The organism is Planctopirus sp. SH287 (assembly GCF_056500625.1).
On the sequence record NZ_CM151403.1, the window covers coordinates 2,395,991 to 2,413,480 of the forward strand.

The window sequence follows — 17,490 nt, forward strand, 5'->3', positions numbered from 1 at the left end:
AAGAGAAAATTATGAGATTCGTGAGTCAAACTTTTTTTCTGTCAAACAGAACGAAGCATCCCCCCGGAGCCAGTAAAAAATCAACAGGACAGACATGATTCAGATCGTCTCTTCCCGATCATTTGGATCCTGGGCTTTGACCAGATCGTTGAGAGGAATAAGAAAAAAAATCTCTCTCAGAATCAAGTGATGTTTCTGCATCCCCACAAGACGGTTCGCCTATAATCTCGCGTGACGCACATTGTGTCAGATGGCAGTGGGAAGACGGGCGTGGAGGGCGGGAATGTCGGAACGACCAAGGACACTGGGTGAACTTCGAGCATCGGGTTATCAAACGCAATCTGTGAAAATGGAGATGCGAAAAAACCTGATTAAAAAACTTCAGATGGGCAAGACACTCTTTCCCGGCATCGTGGGATACGAAGAGACCGTCGTTCCTCAGATTGTCAATGCGATTCTCTCTCAGCATGACATGCTGTTTCTGGGACTGCGTGGCCAGGGAAAAACTCGCATGCTGCGGTCGCTCACGTCACTACTGGACGACTCCATGCCGATTGTGGCTGGTTCTGAAATCCACGATGACCCGCTGGCCCCGATTTCAAAATATGCCCGTGAGCGCGTGCAGCATGAAGGAGACGCCTGCCCGATCGACTATGTCGGCGCAAGCGACAGATACTATGAAAAGCTGGCGACTCCTGATGTCACCATTGCCGATCTGATCGGCGAGATTGACCTCGTAAAGCATGCTTCAGGAAAAGAACTGGCCAGCGAGGATGTGTTGCACTTCGGATTGATCCCCAGAGCACATCGCGGCATTTTCTGCATGAATGAAGTGCCCGATCTGAGTCCAAAGATTCAAGTGGGATTGTTTAATGTTCTCGAAGAAAGAGATATCCAGATTCGTGGATTTCCCATCCGCCTGAATCTCGATGTGTGCATCGTCTTCAGTGCGAACCCCGAGGATTACACAAATCGCGGACGCATTGTGACTCCACTGAAAGATCGCATTGGGTCTGTCATTCGGACGCATTATCCCCTCACTCGTGAGTTGGGGATGGAGATTACCCATCAAAACGCCTGGACGGTACGCGAGAGCAGTGTGACTGTCATCGTGCCCACATTCCTTCAGGAAATTGTGGAAGAGTCTTCGCGACTGGCAAGAACCAGCCCTCATGTGAATCAGGCCTCTGGCGTCAGTGTGAGAATGTCGATCGCCAACTTAGAAAATGTGATTTCTAACGCCGAGCGACAAGCCATCCTGCGAGGAGAGAGCATGGCGATGGCACGGTGCAGCGATTTGACCTCAATGGTCAGTAGCTCACGCGGGAAACTTGAACTCACCATGTCTGACGAGCCGGGGGAAGAAGACAAACTGCTGGGGCGTATTATCGACGAAGCGATCAAGAATCTCTTTGATCAGCAATTCACACCCAAGCAGTTTCGGGCGGTGGTTGAGTATTTTGATCTCGGTGAATCGATTGAGCTGGGTGACTCGCTATCACCTGAAGAGACACTCCGGCGCGTTGAACCAATCCGTGGTTTTCTGGAACAGGTTGAACAGGCTGCACAGAAATTGCAGCCCGAACTTCTGGATGGAGCCACGAAAGTCCCCTTCCTTGCCAGTGTCGCCGAGTTTCTGATGGATGGGCTTTACTGCCACAACCGCCTCAATCGGCAGTCACGTGGCGCTGGAGTTCGTTACAGCAAGTGAGACACGCTCCAACCTGAAACAGAGGAGTAGGGCAGGCTCCCGCCTGCCATTCCAACCACAGTTAAGGGCGGCAGGCGGGAGCCTGCCCTACTGTGGCTGGCGTCACCCAGACGTGCAAAGCTACGTCTGGGCCGCCCTGCCCGACAAATTTTGCCCCGCCACGAGCAAAAAGCTCTATAGCACTGCAAAAATTACTGCACGGTGTAGATCTTGGGATCGTCAATAATGAACCGTGTTGACCATGTCCGGCCGTCGTCCATGTTCACGATGTTAAAGAAGTAAGTATTAACCTGCTGGCAGCGGTAGCTATAGGGGAAGCTGGAATAGAGGTGGTCACTGGCTTTCAAGTCTTCGACACCGGGATGGCCGTAATAATGAACCTGGCCATCAGGTGTGAAGGACATGCCGATTGTCCACCAGCCTGGAGTGGTGATTTTTGGGCCAGGAACGTCTTCACCTCGTGATCCTGAACGCATCAGCAGCACGGCATGATCTTCCGGGTAATTGTCTGCCTTACGGTTAAACTGCACAAAGAAGCCTGGCCAGTAGCTTTCCAGCTTTTTCGATGGTGTACTGCGGCGAAAGCGACCAAACCCACTCGATGCGGGATTGTCGATCGTCGTCTGACAATCGGCACGGAAGCCAAAATGGGAACCGGTTCGCTTTTCCCACTGTTCAAAAGGAGGCATATAAACGCGGACGACAATACTGGGCGAACGACTCACAGGCAGGTAACCAATTGACTGGGCGATCCCGGCAATCAGATCGTCCTGCTGGAACTTGTTAGAAATCTGACCAGGAATCCCCGAGTTCAGAGTCTGGATGGCAAGAGCACCTTTGCTGCCAGCGATGCCCCCTGCTGGCGTCTCGACACGCTTCACAAAATCGGGGGTGCCGCGATAGGTGCTCTCATGCCATTTGGAGTTGGAAGAAAAGCCGGCGGGATGCCTCACCGTTTTATCGATGTTGGAACTCGCCTTGGGCAGATTGTAAGTGAAATTCCAGGTCTCGTCTTCAAAATCATCGCATGCGGTGACTTGAAGTGTGCCGCGACCAGGAACGAGCTGTGCCTGTGCCAATGCTGGCGCCAAGCCAAGTATCAATGCCCACAGGCAGGCCATCTTGTGAAAAGACATTGCTTTCCCCGAGGAATCGAGAGGAACCAGGTCTGACGAGAAAGCTGCTGCTGTGACGTCTTGCCACAGCACGCAGTTTCAGACTTCTCGCATCCGTGCAAGAAGGAAAGACAAACCACTGTGGCAGAAATATCGGCTATACCGTTTCTTCCAGTTGATCCACAAGTGGTGCCAATTGTGGCATGAGAGATCGATTCGACCCACTCGCACCATAAAACTGATGGTAACGCTACAGCTGATAATCTCAACGCAGATTGACAGGATCGTTTTGAACAGATCATGAATCAGTCAGTCCGGGTGGAACTGGCAATTTGGGGTGCCTCGTCAGGCTGAGAATGAGACCAACACTGATCAGGCTAACCACCAGGTTACTCCCTCCTGCGCTAATTAAGGGATGGGAAATCCCCTTAGGAGGAACCAGTGCGGTCACGACAGCCATATTCAACAAAGCCTGCCCCACTAACTGAGCGAGGAGAACAAAGCTGGCTAATCTTCCGAACTGTGCCACATCACTGGTTCCTGGCGGTGTCGCGCGAATTAATCGAACACCAAAGTAAAACAGTCCCCCCCATAGCGATAAAAGCGAGATTGTTCCCAGCAGTCCCAATTCTTCACCGATCACGGCAAAGACAAAGTCCGTGTTGGCCTCGGGAAGAAAACTTAATTTCTGAAATCCCCTACCAGGGCCGGTTCCCATCCAGCCGCCGCTTCCCAGCGTGACCAGTGATTGTTTGAGTTGATAAGGAGCTTCCCGCCAATCAGACCACGTCTCCAGAAAGCCTGTGATTCGCCGAATCTGATAATCCTTCAGCAGAAAAATCCCCAGACTTGCGGGAATCAAAGAGAGTAATCCATAGCCAAAATAACGGAGTGGCAATCCCCCAATAAAAAGGGTCATCAGGACGCCACCCGCCAAAAACAACGTTGTTCCCAGATCAGGTTGAAGGGCCACCAGTCCCAGAACCATCCCCACGGGAATCAGCAGCGGCATCCGGAAGCCTGTCAGCGATTCACTCAGCGACCAGCATCGCTTCCCATGTTGCTGGACGCAAATACGAGCCGCGACCCAGAGCGGCAGGGCAATCTTGGCAAGCTCAGATGGTTGCAGCGTAAGACCAGCGAAGCGAATCCAGCGGCGTGCGCCTTTCACTCTCACCCCGATCCCGGGCACCAGCACCAAAATCAACAACACCATCACGGCCAGTAAGATCCATGGTGCCAATTGCATCCAGGACTTCGCGGGAATGGCAGCTGCCACACCTGCTGCGACTAACCCAACAGCAATAAAGATCAAATGGCGCGAGAGATAAACCTGCTCGAACTCCGAGGGGCGGCTTGTCACACTGGCGCTGTGCACCACAAACAATCCGAATCCCAGCAGTAATCCCGCCAAAGCCACAAACACCGTGCGGCAGAAATCCACTTCACTCTGCGGATCAGTCAGTCGATCGCAACGCCCTGCTTCCGTCAGGGACTGGTATTCGGGCTTTGATTCGGTGAGCAGACTGGCCATGATTCCGTCGCTCACCTTATTTAACCGAGCCAGCTTATTAGAACGCCTAACAAAACCGGTTGTGCCTGTTGGAAAACGTTGAATGCTTCGTCAATTCCCGCTGCATCAGAGGTTTTGTTAGAGTTTTTAAGTGATGGCTGACGAAGCCTCCTGAGTCGATTATCGAATTTTCAGGCTGGCAACGGCCAATAAAGCCAAAACTGCCGATCCAATCCAGAATCTCACCACGATCCGAGTTTCCGGGTCGCCTCGAAACACAAAGTGATTGTGAAGTGGCGAACAGAGGATCACGCGTTTGCCGGTCAGCTTAAATGAGGCGACCTGCGCGATCACACTGAGTGTTTCGATAACAAAGACCCCACCGATCACCAGCAGCAACAATTCCTGCCGGATGCACAATGCGCCAAAGGCCAATAACGCCCCAAGAGGCAACGATCCCGTGTCTCCCATGAAGACCATGGCGGGATGACAGTTGAACCACAAAAAGCCCATTAACGCGCCAATCATGGCTCCAAAGAGAATGCAGAGTTCACCTGTCCCGGTCACATGGGGGATCTCCAGATAAGCGGCCATGACTTTATGGCCTGCCAGGTATGACAATGCGGCAAACGCCGAGCCTGCAATCAACAGGCAGCCACCAGCCAGACCATCCAGCCCATCTGTCAGGTTGACTCCGTTAGAGGTTCCCACCATCACAAAACTGCCCCATAAGACAAACGCAGGGCCGAGCGAAATCACGATCATTCCCAGATCGAGAGGCATCCCCTGCATCTGAGGGAGTGGTCTCAGGTGCCAGTAGAGCGGGAATAAGACCAGCATCGACGTGACACATTGAGCCGCAAATTTCTGTCTGGCTGTTAATCCCCGCTTTGAGGTTTTATTTTTGACCCAGTCATCGATGGCGCCGATCACACCAAACAGAATGACAGTGGCCATCCCGAGTTGCAAAAAACGGTTCGAGAGGTCGCCACACAAGAGTGCGGCCACAACAATTGCCACCACGATGAACAGCCCGCCCATGGTGGGAGTCGACTTCTTCTTGGAGTGAAGTTCGTTCAGCCGGGGTGAAGCGCTGTCGATACGTTCGCGAAAGTGGTTTTTCAGCCAGCGAATGGCAAACGGGCCAAACAGGAGGGCCACTAAAAACGACGAAAATGTCGCGAGTGCTGTCCGGGCCGTGAGATAAACCCGCGTGTCCCCCGGCGAAAGAGAACTTTCGGGAGAGAAGATCTCGGGATAATGGGTCAGCAACCAGAACAGCATCCGTGCTGTCTCAATTCAGGAAATAAGGAGATGGCAAGCCAATCAGATCGACACGATTGTGTCTGAACGAATCGCTTTCCGCCAGTCCTCAATTTTTCCTTCAGTATCAAAGACACCTGAAGCTGGATGTGAACGATCAACAGAAGGAGGTGCTATGCCGACAGACGGCGCCTGCGGTCGCGCATGGCCGGTTGGCAGGTTTTGAGTTGCTGGACAATTCGCTCAAGCCCCATTTTCCTTGAGCCTTTCACAAGAATCGCATCCCCTTCTTCAATCCAGCATTCGAGGAGCATCCAGGCCATCTCCACATCTCGGGCGACTGCCAGACGATGTGTGGGAAGACTGGTGGTGTGTGCTGCTCGTACGATCGAATCTGCGAATTCACCAATAGCTAGAATGAAATCAATCGAGAGGCCGCCGGCCAACTGGCCAATCCGGCGATGTTCCCGTTCGCTGATTTCACCTAGCTCAGCCATATCCCCGATGACGGCGATGGTACGTGTCTCTTCTCGTTCCCCTAATTCTTCCAGTGTTCTCAGGGCTGCCGCCATCGCAGACGGGCTGGAGTTATAGCAATCATCCAGAATGGTCAGCGAGGGATGCGGCACCAGTGCACAACGGCTATTCACTGGCTGCCATGCCTGGAGATGATCCGCGATTTCGGAAGATGTCAGTCCGATTTCGCGTGCGACGGCAATGACCATTCCCGCGTTCTGGACAAAATGCCGAGCCACCGATCGGATCAGATAATCCTGGCCATCCATCGTAAAACGATGTCCATCACGCACAGCGCGGATATGGGAAATGACCCAGTCGTTGACGGCATCTTCCCCCACAGTCACTGTCCGGCAGTTGGCCTTTTGACGGAGCACCAGCGCGAAGGGATCGTGGCCGGGAAAAATCGCGGTTCCATTTTCAGGCAATGATTCAAACAACTCACCTTTGGCGTCGGCGACATCCCGTGGTGTCCCAAATGTGGCCAGATGAGCCAGGCCGACTCCTGTGATGATGCCAATTTCAGGCTGAGCAATCTCGCAAAGAGTGGCGATTTCCCCCCGAGAACTGGCCCCCATTTCCAGAACGGCAAACTCATCAATCGACGGATCGAGTTCCAGAATGGAGAGAGGCAAGCCAATGGCATTATTGAAATTTTTAGGACTTTGCCGCCCCGAGTATCGCGACTTAAGAACGGTGTGCAACATGTCCCGGGTGCTGGTCTTTCCCACGCTTCCCGTAATACCAATCACTAACCCATCAAACTCATCTCGCTGTGAGGCCGCCAGCAGTTGAAGCGCCAGAAGGCTGTCCTGCACCACAATCACCGGTATGGTCAAACGGAGATCGCGGTATGTTTGCTCAAAAGTTGATTCGATGATCGCGAAAGCGGCACCGGCCAGATGTGCCGCGGCCACGAACTCATGCCCATTGCGTATCCCTTGCGGCAGCGCCACAAAGAGATCGCCTGTTCCCAATGTGCGGGAATCAATGGAAATCTGCCCGGAAAACTGTGCATTCGCCTTGGCAATCGTCCGGGAATCCCCCATGACTTTGCCACCAAGAATCGTCGCAAGAAGCTCGATTGAGTGACGCTTCATTGCGACGCTCCTTCATAAAAATCATTCACAAGTTGGACTTGCGGCATTGTGTGTATCGTCAAAAGTGAAAAATGTTAATCCCATATTGATCAGGGAAATCAATGAGGAGTGATCTGTTTTAACCGCGAAGTTCTTTCAGCACAGAAATCCACCTGAAGGCAGGAATTGATCATTCTTCGCGGAAAAGGTCGGCATTATGCACTCACTCGCTGGAATGTTTCGTAAATGGCAGGGACACGATTTTCAAGAGATTCACGCACTGCGCGACGATCATCAAATGGCTTGCGTTCACATTTAATGACCTGCTCTGTTTCATGTCCTTTGCCCGCAATCAACACCACATCCCCTGGACACGCCAGATTGATGGCTTGCTGAATCGCTGCTGCCCGATCCAGTTCAACAATGGTTTCAACCCGTGCGGAGACAATCCCCTCTTTCACTTGTCGGGCAATGACAGCGGGATCTTCAGAACGAGGATTGTCACTGGTCACGATGGCGATATCAGCGACAGTGGCGGCCTCTCCCAGCAGGGGGCGTTTGAAGGGATCACGGTCTCCTCCGGCTCCGAAAACACAGATCAGCCGACCACTCGTCAGCCCTCGGAGAGATTTCAACGCCCGGTTCAAAGCGTCGGGAGTGTGAGCATAATCAACAAAGACTTCAAATGGTTCTCCCCAGGCACAGCGTTCCATCCGACCAGGAACAGGGCGGAACTCTTCTAGGGCCTGTGCCATCTCGAGAAACGGGACTTTCCAGGTCAGGCCCGTCGCTATCGCTGCTAATGCGTTCTCAACATTATGGCGGCCGATTAAACGCATCCGGACATTCACCGCCTGCCCCTGAAACTGGACACGGAAGACGGTTCCCTCAATGGATTCTTCAAGAATTTGAGCCGAAAGATCAGCGTCGGGGGTGATTCCATAGCGAATGAGACGGCATTCCGATGGCACCATCCCGATCAATGATGCCGCACCGGGATCACCTGTATGGAGAGCAACAACCCCGCCAGGACGAACCAGATCCAGAATGCGGGCTTTAGCCTGCCGATAGGCAGCAAAGTCGCCATGATAATCAAGATGGTCGTGGGTAATGTTCGTGACAATCGCGCAATCGAGTGGCATAGCCGCTGCACGGCTTTGATCGAGGGCATGACTGGAAAGCTCCATCACCAGATGGCGGGTTCCGCGAGTCACCATGCGATGCTGCCAATGTGCCAGGAGTTTGGCATCCGGGGTTGTCAGCGATGAAGACTCGGCCCGGTAGCCATCAAAATACTCGATCGTTCCCAGAAGGCCAATGCGTTGGCCCACCCGCGCCATGATCGCGCGAGTCATCCAGGTGACCGTGGTTTTGCCATTGGTTCCGGTAACCCCCATCATTTTTAAGCGGGTATGAGGGTCGCCATACAGGGCCTGGCAAAGATAGGAATAAGCAGCCCGTGGGTTGGTGACCACACATTGCGGGATCGGGCAATCAGGAATGAAGGAGTTTGAAAGGACTCCGATGGCTCCACGTTGAGCCGCATCAGCGACAAAATTCTGACCATTGAAGGCTGTTCCGCTGGTCGCCACAAACAGTGACCTGGAACGACACTCGCGGCTATCAATTGTCAGGTCAGTGAAGTGAAGATCACTGGCACCAAACAACTGAGCCATCGGGAGATGTTCACGCAGGCTAAGTGATGCGGGGAGCACGTGCTGTGGTGGCATGTGGAGCGCCTCCTTGCGCATCCGCTGTTGGCATCCTGCCAGTTCGCGGTGGTCAGTCCTTCAATAAATCAATCAACCCGGATCGGAGTTTGCCTTGTGGTACGACCACTCTGCCACGACAGGTGCTTGATTCGTCCGCAGGCTCATTGGCCTGCTTACGGCTTGTTGCTTAACCTGTGAAATCAGAATTGAAGCTCCACAAACCCTTCATCGAAACATAACTGCCGAAGAATGCGTCGGATTCTGGCGATTTGGCGAATTCGGTCAATACGAAGCGGCGGTTTTTGCCGAACCACCTCGCTTTCGACCAAAGTTGCCAGAAGGGGAGCCATAAGACAAGAATCATCCGTATGACCGCTCCTGACATGATTATCCGCAACCTTGCTGTCCACAACCTTCAGGGGATCAATCTTGATCTGCCTTTGGGGGAACTCATTGTCGTCACGGGCGTGAGTGGTTCCGGGAAAACCAGCCTCGCTTTTGACACATTATTTGTCGAAGGCCAAAGGAAATACCTGGAAACCTTCTCGCTGGCGACAAGGCAGCAGCTTGAGAAATTTGAGCGGCCATCGGCTGATCGGCTGGAGAACATCCCTCCGACAATTGCACTCAGGCAATGGGCACAGGCTCGTCCTCTCGATTCACGAATCCCTGGCGAAAGGCAGAACTTTGGCTCCTTGACAGGCATTACGGATCACCTCAAGCCCTTTTATTTGCGGCACGGAACATTGGTTTGCCCCGGCTGTGGTCGTCCCGTCGAAGCCATTTCTGCAGCTCGATTGGGGCACCATCTGGAAAGTCTGACGGAGGGAACACGGTTTCTCATTGCCTTTCCCGTCGCCTCTTCAACAGCCATCAACTCGACAGCCGTCAACTCAACACTCCACATGACTTCAGGAGAGACCTCATCAGCTGATTTGTCGAGTAAGCCCACAATTAAGCCCAAGAAACCCACCAAAGCTGCCATCAAAAAACAGAAACAAGCCTTATGGGAAGAGTACCGCCGGGCGGGGTTTCTGCGGGCTATTGTTTGTGATGACCAAGAACTTCTAACGAGTCAGGAATCTCAAACTGCCAGCGACACGATGCGGCCGTTTCAACTGGTCAGCCTGACGCAACCACTTCCTGATCATGTGGAGATTGTGGCTGTGGTCGTTGATCGGTTGGTGCGCGGTCAGCAACCTGTGGAGCGACTCCTCGAAAGTTGTGAAGTGGCTTTACGGGCTGGAAAAGGAGTCCTCTCCCTCTGGAGCGAGATGGCGATTGATCCCCTGGCAGCAGTTCCACAGCTTCTGGATAATAAGACATGGTACTGCCAGCAGTTTTCCTCTGCGTTAAAATGCCATTCCTGTCAGCTGACATTCCCTGAGCCGGTGATGAGAAACCTGGAGTCGCATCAGACCGACAGCGCGGCCATCAACCTGTTGCATCAAGCCTGGCAGGTGCATGGAAAGTCATGGGATGCAACCCTTCACTCAAGTACCGATGAACTATTGGCCTGGCTGGATGATTTCGAGACTGATGCGAACATCAAGAACGGGATGCGTCGTGATCACCACTTATGGGAAGCCATCCACATTCGCTGTTTGCGAGCAAGAGAATTGGGAATTTCTTGCATTCCACTGGCGCGAGTTGCCAGTGATCTTTCGGGAACAGAGAACCGGCGGGCGAGACTGATTCCCCTGTTGGCGTCGGGATTGGTTAAGACGTTGTATGTGCTCGACGAACCGTTAGCGGGATTAGACGAGCCTACGGCGAAACTGGTCTTGAACGCCATTCTGGCCATGAAGCGAGAAGGGAACAGCCTGCTTCTGGTCGAGCATCACCCACAAGCACGATTAGCCGCCGATTTTCTGGTGGAACTTGGGCCGGGTGCGGGAGCAGTCGGGGGGCAAGTGGTGTTTGCAGGTCGCCCTTCCCGGCAGCCGCCGATTCCGTTGACATGTTCTCCTGAGAAGCCGAGGAACTATCGCGAACCGACGGGTTGGATCAAACGACAGTCAATTTCGCTCAAACAATTTTCGCAGTTTTCTGTGGCCATGCCGCTGGGGGTTTTGTGTGTCGTTAATGGTGCGCCAGGGAGTGGCAAAACGACGCTGGTCATTGACTCTCTTGACCCTCACCGTCTGGATCCCAACAGTGAAGAGATTCCCGCTCTTTCGCCCCCCGGCCAACAGGTGGTGTCGGTGAATTCGTCCCCATTGGCAGGCACGCCAACGCAGATGATTGCGGCCATGCTGGGGATTTTTGGCGAAATCCGCACATTATTCGCCCAAACACAGGAAGCGCGAACCCGGCAGTTGAATGCCCGCTTTTTCAGCCTGCATGTTCCTGGTAGTGGACGATGCCACCAATGCCGTGGAGCGGGACATTTGAAAGCCGATCTGGCCTACTTTGAAGAAGCCGAGATTCCTTGCCCGAATTGTCTTGGACAACGATACCGCCGGGATGCGCTGGAGATTCGTTACCGGGGCTTGCACATAGCCGATGTTCTGAGACTGACTGCCACCGACGCAATCAGCTTTTTCAAAGGGAATGCAAAGCTCATTCAGCCGCTGATCATGCTGTCTCGAACCGGCTTAGGTTACCTGGCGCTGGGGCAGAGTTTAGCCACACTTTCCGGGGGCGAACGGCAGCGTCTCAAGTTGGCGATGGCATTGGGGAAGGCATCAGACAAGGCGATTTATGTCTGTGATGAGCCGACATTGGGGCTGCACGACAACGATATTGCGATGCTGGTCAATTGCTTCCATCAACTGGTCGACATTGGACACACGGTCTGGCTGGCCGACAGTCACCCTCTGTTGGTGCCCGCAGCCGACTGGGTGATCACGCTTGGCAAATTCCCGCTGCCACCTGGCGCCGAGATTCTGTATTCAGGCCCTCCCGTGCCGACTTAACAATTCGGAAATAGTGAACAAAAGATTCGTACCCAGGAGGCAGCCATTGCATGAGCGTCGCGCAGGGGGTGAGGAATATGCCCATAAAACAGGCATAACACTTTGTGTTTTATTAGAGAAAAAAGCATTCGACTGTGCATCTTGAGTGCAGCATTGCCTGTTGGTATAGCGTTTGCATAGAGTGACAGTGCTGTTTTGAAGTTACGTCTCCTAGCGCCAGGAGTTGCCCTTCGTGCCAGAAATGACACCCCGCGAGGTTCTCGCCTTATGCCGCGAACGCGAGATCTACGCTGTGGATCTGCGGTTCATGGATTTTCCCGGTTTGCAGAAGCATTTCACGATCCCAGTGACAGAACTGACGGAACAAAGCTTTGATGAAGGCTTTGGTTTTGACGGTTCGTCGATGCGGGGTTGGCAAGCCATCAATGAAAGCGACATGCTGGTTGTGCCGGAAGCGTCGACCGCTTTTGTCGATCCTTTCATGAACCGCACATTGGCGATGACCTGCAACATTCAGGATCCGATCACCCGAGAGGATTACGCCAAAGACCCACGCAATGTCGCCCGCAAAGCCGAGCGATATATGCGGTCGACCGGGATTGCCGACACGGCCATTTTTGGCCCTGAAAGTGAATTCTTTGTGTTCGATGACATCCGTTTTGACAGCAGCCAGCAACACAGTTTCTATTACATTGACAGTCAGGAAGGTCAATGGAACCGGGGGCGCATTGAAGAAGGTGGCAACAAAGGCCACAAAATTCGTTACGGCGAGGGATATTTCCCGGTGCCTCCCACTGACACGTTGCAAGACCTTCGTACTGAAATCATGCTGCGTCTTCAGGAATGCGGCGTCGCGGTCGAGGCCCAGCATCACGAAGTCGCTTCCGCGGGTCAGTGCGAAATTGATATGAAGTTTGCCCCGCTGGTAAAAACCGCTGACCAGTTATTGCTCTATAAATATATCGTCAAGAATGTCGCGGCCCGGCATGGGAAAACGGCCACATTCATGCCCAAGCCGATCTGGAATGATGCCGGTTCAGGGCTACATCTTCATTTGTCATTATGGAAAGAGGCCCAGAACCTTTTTGCAGGTTCTGGATATGCGGGCCTGAGCGACACCGCCTTATTTGCCATCGGGGGAGTCCTCAAGCACGCCTATGCCGTCATGGCCTTCGCCTGCCCTACGACAAATAGCTATAAACGGCTGGTTCCCGGTTTTGAAGCCCCGGTGAATCTGACTTATAGCAGTCGCAATCGTTCGGCGGCGATTCGCATTCCCGTTCATTCCCCGCGCCCGGAAAACAAACGCTTCGAGTTTCGCTGTCCGGATCCTTCGTGCAATTCTTATCTGGCGATGTCGGCCATGTTAATGGCTGCTCTGGATGGGATTGAAAACCGGATTGATCCCGGCCCTCCTCTCGATAAAGATATCTATGATCTTGATCCCGAAGAGCTGACCGACGTCGCACGTACTCCCTTATCGTTAGAAGAATCATTGGCCGCCCTGCGGAAAGACCACGATTTTCTGCTGCGAGGTGATGTCTTTACAGAAGACGTGATCGATACCTGGATCTGGTATAAATCTGAAAAAGAGATCGAAGCCTTGCGGCAGCGTCCTCACCCTTTCGAGTTCGCCATGTACTACGATATCTAAAATCTTAGAAGCCTATCAGCGAAACCGACGATGCCAGCCAGCGAGACGTTACTCATCAAACGTCCCGCTTCGCTGGCATCAGTTGCGATCCTGAAGGTGAGGTTGGAAAATTTCACAAACTGAGTCCAGATTGCCAAAGGAAAATTTCTCCGGCTTTTGAGAAAGTTCTGCTATGATCATGGATGATTGTTCATCGGGAATTGACACCGTGTTTGTGGAGAACGGTCAATTCCCAACGGCAACTGATTCTCTCCGAACGCAGGACACAACCGGATGTGCCTGTGAGAAACGCCCTGGACGCCTGGCAAAAACGGCACGCACAGAAGTTGTGTGAGATTTCTTGAGGGACATGACGCATGTCGCGGCGATGGAACCACTATGATCTCGCCTTTGAGATGTATCTTCGTTCGCGAAAAATCCCCTACATTTCGGTGGATGAAGCCCGTCGCGCTCTGCTGGCCACCGCCAGTCTGAAATCGATGGATTTTCTGGTTTATACGCCGGGAAAAAAGCATTTGCTCGTGGAAGTCAAAGGCCGGAAAGCCAAGAGTTCCCATCTGTCAGAAAACTGGATCACGGCTGATGACCTCTCCAGCCTGATGACCTGGCAAAACCTGTTTGGTGATGGGTTTCGGGCGGTGATGGTGTTTGCCTACGACGTGAGCGGCCTTTTTTCTGATGATGGTTTAGCACCTTGCGACATGCCTGAGTCTTCAGAGCGGGCTGTGGACTCGAAGCCGTTGAACTCTGGATCAGTCAGCACCGCTGAGCGAACATCGGTAAAATCGCGATCGACCTCACTTGACGATCGTTTTCATCATCGCGGTCGTGATTATTCGTTCCAGGCTGTCTGGCTGGAAGACTATCAGGAGCAGGTCAAAGTCCGTTCACCTCGCTGGGATACGTTGTGGGCTCCCGCAAAAGCTTTTCGGGGGATTCAGTTCTCGTTGAATGAATTTCTCTGTCCGAATCCCGCCGCCACTCTCTCCCCGGCTTGCCCGCAGACCAAGTGCTGCTGAGCTTAAAAGCTTCCTGTTTCATCGTCAGCCACTCTATTAATGAACATGGCATCGAACGATCGGAATGCGGATCCACTTGTTGTAGAAAACGAATGACATCTCCTGCCGCTCTTGAATTTGAGCCAGGAGTCGAGTATTCCGGTGGCTATAAATTGAAATTTCCAGCAGGGAAATCCGGCGGACAATCAAGGAAATACGATGTCTGAGCAGAAAACGGCGATCAACTCCCTGACTTGTCTCAGAAATGTTGCCACCGCTGGAGTGTCAACCGCGAGAACATCGCCAGTCGCGGCGATCGTTCTGGGATTAACGCTGTGGGTGAGTTCCACAGACCAGGCGCTGGCTCAAGGTTCTCCCAATATTCAGACGGTTCAGCAGATCAGTTGGCTCGACGCCGGGCTGTTTGCGGCATTAGTTGGTGGTGCCCTCTTTGCTGTGTGCCGTGCCAGCAGCCGGATGTAGTGGGACGACCACTCTGTCCTGACAGGTTGTTGAGTTTGTCCGCAGGCTCGTTAATCACGACTGTCAGACCTCGGAAGAAGACGCCAGGAAGCAACCGGGCGAGAGACCTTCAAACAACCGGGAGCCAACCCGAATCAGCGTGGCACCGCACTGGATCGCGATGGGGAAATCGCTACTCATCCCCATGGAAAGATGCTCCATAGGGGATTGGGGACAAAAGGTTTGCAACTCATTTCGCAGGTCGCGCAAGCCAGAAAAGACCTGCCTTAAAATCTCGGGAGAGGCATCCAGCGGAGCCATCGTCATTAATCCCATCACGGGAGGCGCACTTCTGGCAGGGGCCTTCGCCATTGAAGGCCACCAGCCGAGCAGTTCCTCGGGAGAAAAGCCCGATTTTGACTCTTCCCCGCTGATGTTAACTTCCAGTAAGAGCCGTAAGGGTTGTGGTTGTGAACTTCGCACGCCATCTAAATGAGTGAGCCGTTCGTAGAGACGGACACTGTCGCAAGAGTGAATCATGTCCGCAGTAGCTAAAGCCAGTTCGGCTTTATTGCGCTGTAAATGCCCAATCAGGTGCCATCGCAAATTGTGTCGTTCCGATGATCCCCCCGGATCAAGGGAAAACAATTTCTCCACTTCCTGGCGACGACGTGCCAGATTCTGAGGCCGACTCTCCCCGACGTCGCAGACTCCCAGCAGAGATAAAGCCGCAATCACGGGTGCTGGGACATACTTTGTGACCGCGACCAGCGTTACTTCTGTCAAAGAACGTCCCACTGCCTCACAGGCCTGAGACATCTGCTGCCTGACATCCACCAGGTTGACAGCCAGTTGCCTGACATCCGCTTCCATTAACCCCGTGCCACGAGCAATCCCCTGCAGTTTTTGAGGATCAATGAGCGACATGGAGTCAGAGATGGACATAAGCCGCTTTCCGGCGTGAAACGAAGTTCGCGGATGACTGCGGAAAAATGCTCAGATGGAATCTTGACAGGGGATCTCAAAAACAGGGGACTCAACTTGCTTCCCGAAACCGCAACGAGGGCTTCTCAATGGTGACAATCGTGTTCGCGGGAACGCTATGCGAAAGCGAGACGCTGGAACCGATGACAGCATGCGCACCAATCACGGTTTCCCCACCAAGCACCGTGGCGTTCGCATAAATAACGACATGATCCTCGATCGTGGGATGCCGCTTATGACGACGAAGCAGGTTTCCGTTTTCATCCTTCGGAAAGCTGAGCGCCCCCAGTGTCACCCCTTGATACAGCTTCACATGATTGGCAATTTCACACGTTTCACCAATCACGACACCTGTGCCGTGGTCGATGAAAAATGAATGTCCAATCCGTGCTCCGGGATGGATATCAATCCCTGTCTGGCCATGCGCCCATTCGGCCAGCATCCGGGGAATTAAAGGGACATCGAGCTGATAAAGCTCATGGGCAAACCGATAGATCGTGACCGCGTGCAAACCCGGATAACAGAAAATGATCTCATCCAGGCTTCCCGCTGCGGGATCACCATCAAACGCGGCTTGAACATCCAATGCCAGAATGCGGCGCAATCTCGGTAACGACTCTAGCAACGCAATGGCTTTACATTGCGCCTGAGCTTCAAAATCGAGGCGGGTTTCATCCGCACAGCTGATTCCATTCTTGCGGCGATAATCATGGCGCAAAGCGCGGGCCATCTGCTGCGTCAGTCGATCGTGCAGACTGTCGACCAGATCCCCCACATGGTAGACGACGTTTCCAAGATGGAGATTTTGCCGACGACGATAACCCGGAAATAAAATTTCCTGCACATCCTGAGCAATCTCAACAACAGCCTCGGTACTGGGAAGCGGACAATGCCCAAGATGATGAGTTGTGGCAAAGTCATGATATGACTCCACGATTCGATCTGTGATCTCGGGAAGTTGTTCTTTGAGCCGCAAGTCAGTGGCCATGTTGATTCTCTTGATCAAAACATAATGCGAGGGAAGTGACGCCTTAAGGGGACTTGTTGTTCGCCACTTCATGGATTTTTTCAGACGCAACCACTTTCGCTGGAAGAGACCTGATCATCTGTCTTGTTTGTCGCTATCAGCAACAGTAACAAGAACCGGCCACATCGATGAGGTTCGACCGGATATTCTCGCCGACGTGAAAAAATCCTGCCAGTCCTACATGAGTTACCAGCCGCCACCTCATCGCAATTCTTACACCACGCATTTTCTGCCAGAAAGTTTATCCCGCCAGACAGAGCTTAAACCAGGCGATTCCACGCAAGCTTTTGTTATGAATGATCTTACGTCACCAGAAAGACATTTTGACACATTCTCTCTCCCGTGATTGACGGTCGATGATTCCCAAAGAGCGATTTGCTGGTATCCCGGCAGTTCCTTACGTACCACTGGAAACACGGCCTCCTGAAGCACTGTCTCCTGCAGGAAGACCTACCTGGGATTGGAAGAGGGGTGCCGTGTCACGGCTTTGTTTTCGGGTTGACGTCGCCGCAACGTCTTCCGTTGTCGGACTTAGCAA

General features: G+C 53.0%; 12 protein-coding genes. 5 read left to right on the top strand and 7 right to left on the bottom strand.

Annotated features, from left to right (window positions below; translation table 11 throughout):
- Window positions 1-283: 283 nt before the first annotated feature.
- Window positions 284-1,711 (top strand): sigma 54-interacting transcriptional regulator, encoded by a 1,428-nt coding sequence (locus tag SH287x_RS09005; protein WP_479518370.1) that lies wholly within the window; start codon window positions 284-286, stop codon window positions 1,709-1,711.
- A 191-nt stretch (window positions 1,712-1,902) separates the two neighbouring features.
- Here SH287x_RS09005 and SH287x_RS09010 read toward each other — a convergent pair whose 3' ends face one another.
- The 5 genes from SH287x_RS09010 to SH287x_RS09030 all read right to left on the bottom strand — a co-directional run bounded on the left by SH287x_RS09010 (window position 1,903) and on the right by SH287x_RS09030 (window position 8,927).
- The gene (locus tag SH287x_RS09010; protein ID WP_479518371.1) at window positions 1,903-2,847 is read right to left on the bottom strand and encodes a hypothetical protein; all 945 of its coding nucleotides are present in this window, start codon (window positions 2,845-2,847) and stop codon (window positions 1,903-1,905) included.
- Between the two features lie 277 nt (window positions 2,848-3,124).
- Window positions 3,125-4,360 carry an FtsW/RodA/SpoVE family cell cycle protein gene (locus tag SH287x_RS09015; RefSeq protein ID WP_479518372.1) on the bottom strand — a complete coding sequence of 412 codons (1,236 nt, stop codon included), beginning with the start codon at window positions 4,358-4,360 and terminating at the stop codon, window positions 3,125-3,127.
- Between the two features lie 159 nt (window positions 4,361-4,519).
- The gene (gene mraY, locus SH287x_RS09020; RefSeq protein ID WP_479518373.1) at window positions 4,520-5,623 is read right to left on the bottom strand and encodes a phospho-N-acetylmuramoyl-pentapeptide-transferase; all 1,104 of its coding nucleotides are present in this window, start codon (window positions 5,621-5,623) and stop codon (window positions 4,520-4,522) included.
- A gap of 152 nt (window positions 5,624-5,775) precedes the next feature.
- Window positions 5,776-7,218: a UDP-N-acetylmuramoyl-tripeptide--D-alanyl-D-alanine ligase gene (locus tag SH287x_RS09025; RefSeq protein ID WP_479518374.1), complete on the bottom strand. Its 1,443-nt coding sequence runs from the start codon at window positions 7,216-7,218 to the stop codon at window positions 5,776-5,778.
- Window positions 7,219-7,412: 194 nt separating this feature from the next.
- Window positions 7,413-8,927 (bottom strand): UDP-N-acetylmuramoyl-L-alanyl-D-glutamate--2,6-diaminopimelate ligase, encoded by a 1,515-nt coding sequence (locus tag SH287x_RS09030; RefSeq protein ID WP_479518375.1) that lies wholly within the window; start codon window positions 8,925-8,927, stop codon window positions 7,413-7,415.
- Between the two features lie 350 nt (window positions 8,928-9,277).
- Between SH287x_RS09030 and SH287x_RS09035 the strand changes: the two genes are divergently transcribed.
- From SH287x_RS09035 to SH287x_RS09050, 4 genes are all read left to right on the top strand, one after another.
- Window positions 9,278-11,827 (top strand): excinuclease ABC subunit UvrA, encoded by a 2,550-nt coding sequence (locus SH287x_RS09035; RefSeq protein WP_479518376.1) that lies wholly within the window; start codon window positions 9,278-9,280, stop codon window positions 11,825-11,827.
- Window positions 11,828-12,068: 241 nt separating this feature from the next.
- Entirely contained in the window at window positions 12,069-13,481 is a 1,413-nt protein-coding gene (gene glnA, locus SH287x_RS09040; RefSeq protein WP_479518688.1) for a type I glutamate--ammonia ligase, read from the top strand.
- Window positions 13,482-13,837: 356 nt separating this feature from the next.
- Window positions 13,838-14,500, top strand: a complete 663-nt coding sequence (locus tag SH287x_RS09045) for an HYExAFE family protein (protein WP_479518377.1) — start codon at window positions 13,838-13,840, stop codon at window positions 14,498-14,500.
- A 198-nt stretch (window positions 14,501-14,698) separates the two neighbouring features.
- Complete coding sequence (locus SH287x_RS09050; RefSeq protein ID WP_479518378.1) at window positions 14,699-14,962, top strand: hypothetical protein; 264 nt, start codon at window positions 14,699-14,701, stop codon at window positions 14,960-14,962.
- A gap of 63 nt (window positions 14,963-15,025) precedes the next feature.
- On the opposite strand, the gene SH287x_RS09055 is transcribed toward SH287x_RS09050, so the two are convergent.
- Both SH287x_RS09055 and SH287x_RS09060 read right to left on the bottom strand, forming a co-directional pair.
- Window positions 15,026-15,886 carry a YggS family pyridoxal phosphate-dependent enzyme gene (locus SH287x_RS09055; protein WP_479518379.1) on the bottom strand — a complete coding sequence of 287 codons (861 nt, stop codon included), beginning with the start codon at window positions 15,884-15,886 and terminating at the stop codon, window positions 15,026-15,028.
- 91 nt (window positions 15,887-15,977) lie between these two features.
- Window positions 15,978-16,913: a serine O-acetyltransferase gene (locus SH287x_RS09060; protein ID WP_479518380.1), complete on the bottom strand. Its 936-nt coding sequence runs from the start codon at window positions 16,911-16,913 to the stop codon at window positions 15,978-15,980.
- Between the last annotated feature and the right edge of the window lie 577 nt (window positions 16,914-17,490).

Coding starts and splice junctions, on each gene's coding strand:
- SH287x_RS09035 (WP_479518376.1), top strand. CDS start 9,278: ATGACCGCTCCTGACATGATTATCCGCAACCTTGCTGTCCACAACCTT.
- SH287x_RS09005 (WP_479518370.1), top strand. CDS start 284: ATGTCGGAACGACCAAGGACACTGGGTGAACTTCGAGCATCGGGTTAT.
- SH287x_RS09015 (WP_479518372.1), bottom strand. CDS start 4,360: ATGGCCAGTCTGCTCACCGAATCAAAGCCCGAATACCAGTCCCTGACG.
- mraY (WP_479518373.1), bottom strand. CDS start 5,623: ATGCTGTTCTGGTTGCTGACCCATTATCCCGAGATCTTCTCTCCCGAA.
- SH287x_RS09030 (WP_479518375.1), bottom strand. CDS start 8,927: ATGCCACCACAGCACGTGCTCCCCGCATCACTTAGCCTGCGTGAACAT.
- SH287x_RS09010 (WP_479518371.1), bottom strand. CDS start 2,847: ATGTCTTTTCACAAGATGGCCTGCCTGTGGGCATTGATACTTGGCTTG.
- SH287x_RS09055 (WP_479518379.1), bottom strand. CDS start 15,886: ATGTCCATCTCTGACTCCATGTCGCTCATTGATCCTCAAAAACTGCAG.
- SH287x_RS09060 (WP_479518380.1), bottom strand. CDS start 16,913: ATGGCCACTGACTTGCGGCTCAAAGAACAACTTCCCGAGATCACAGAT.
- SH287x_RS09050 (WP_479518378.1), top strand. CDS start 14,699: ATGTCTGAGCAGAAAACGGCGATCAACTCCCTGACTTGTCTCAGAAAT.
- SH287x_RS09025 (WP_479518374.1), bottom strand. CDS start 7,218: ATGAAGCGTCACTCAATCGAGCTTCTTGCGACGATTCTTGGTGGCAAA.
- SH287x_RS09045 (WP_479518377.1), top strand. CDS start 13,838: ATGTCGCGGCGATGGAACCACTATGATCTCGCCTTTGAGATGTATCTT.
- glnA (WP_479518688.1), top strand. CDS start 12,069: ATGACACCCCGCGAGGTTCTCGCCTTATGCCGCGAACGCGAGATCTAC.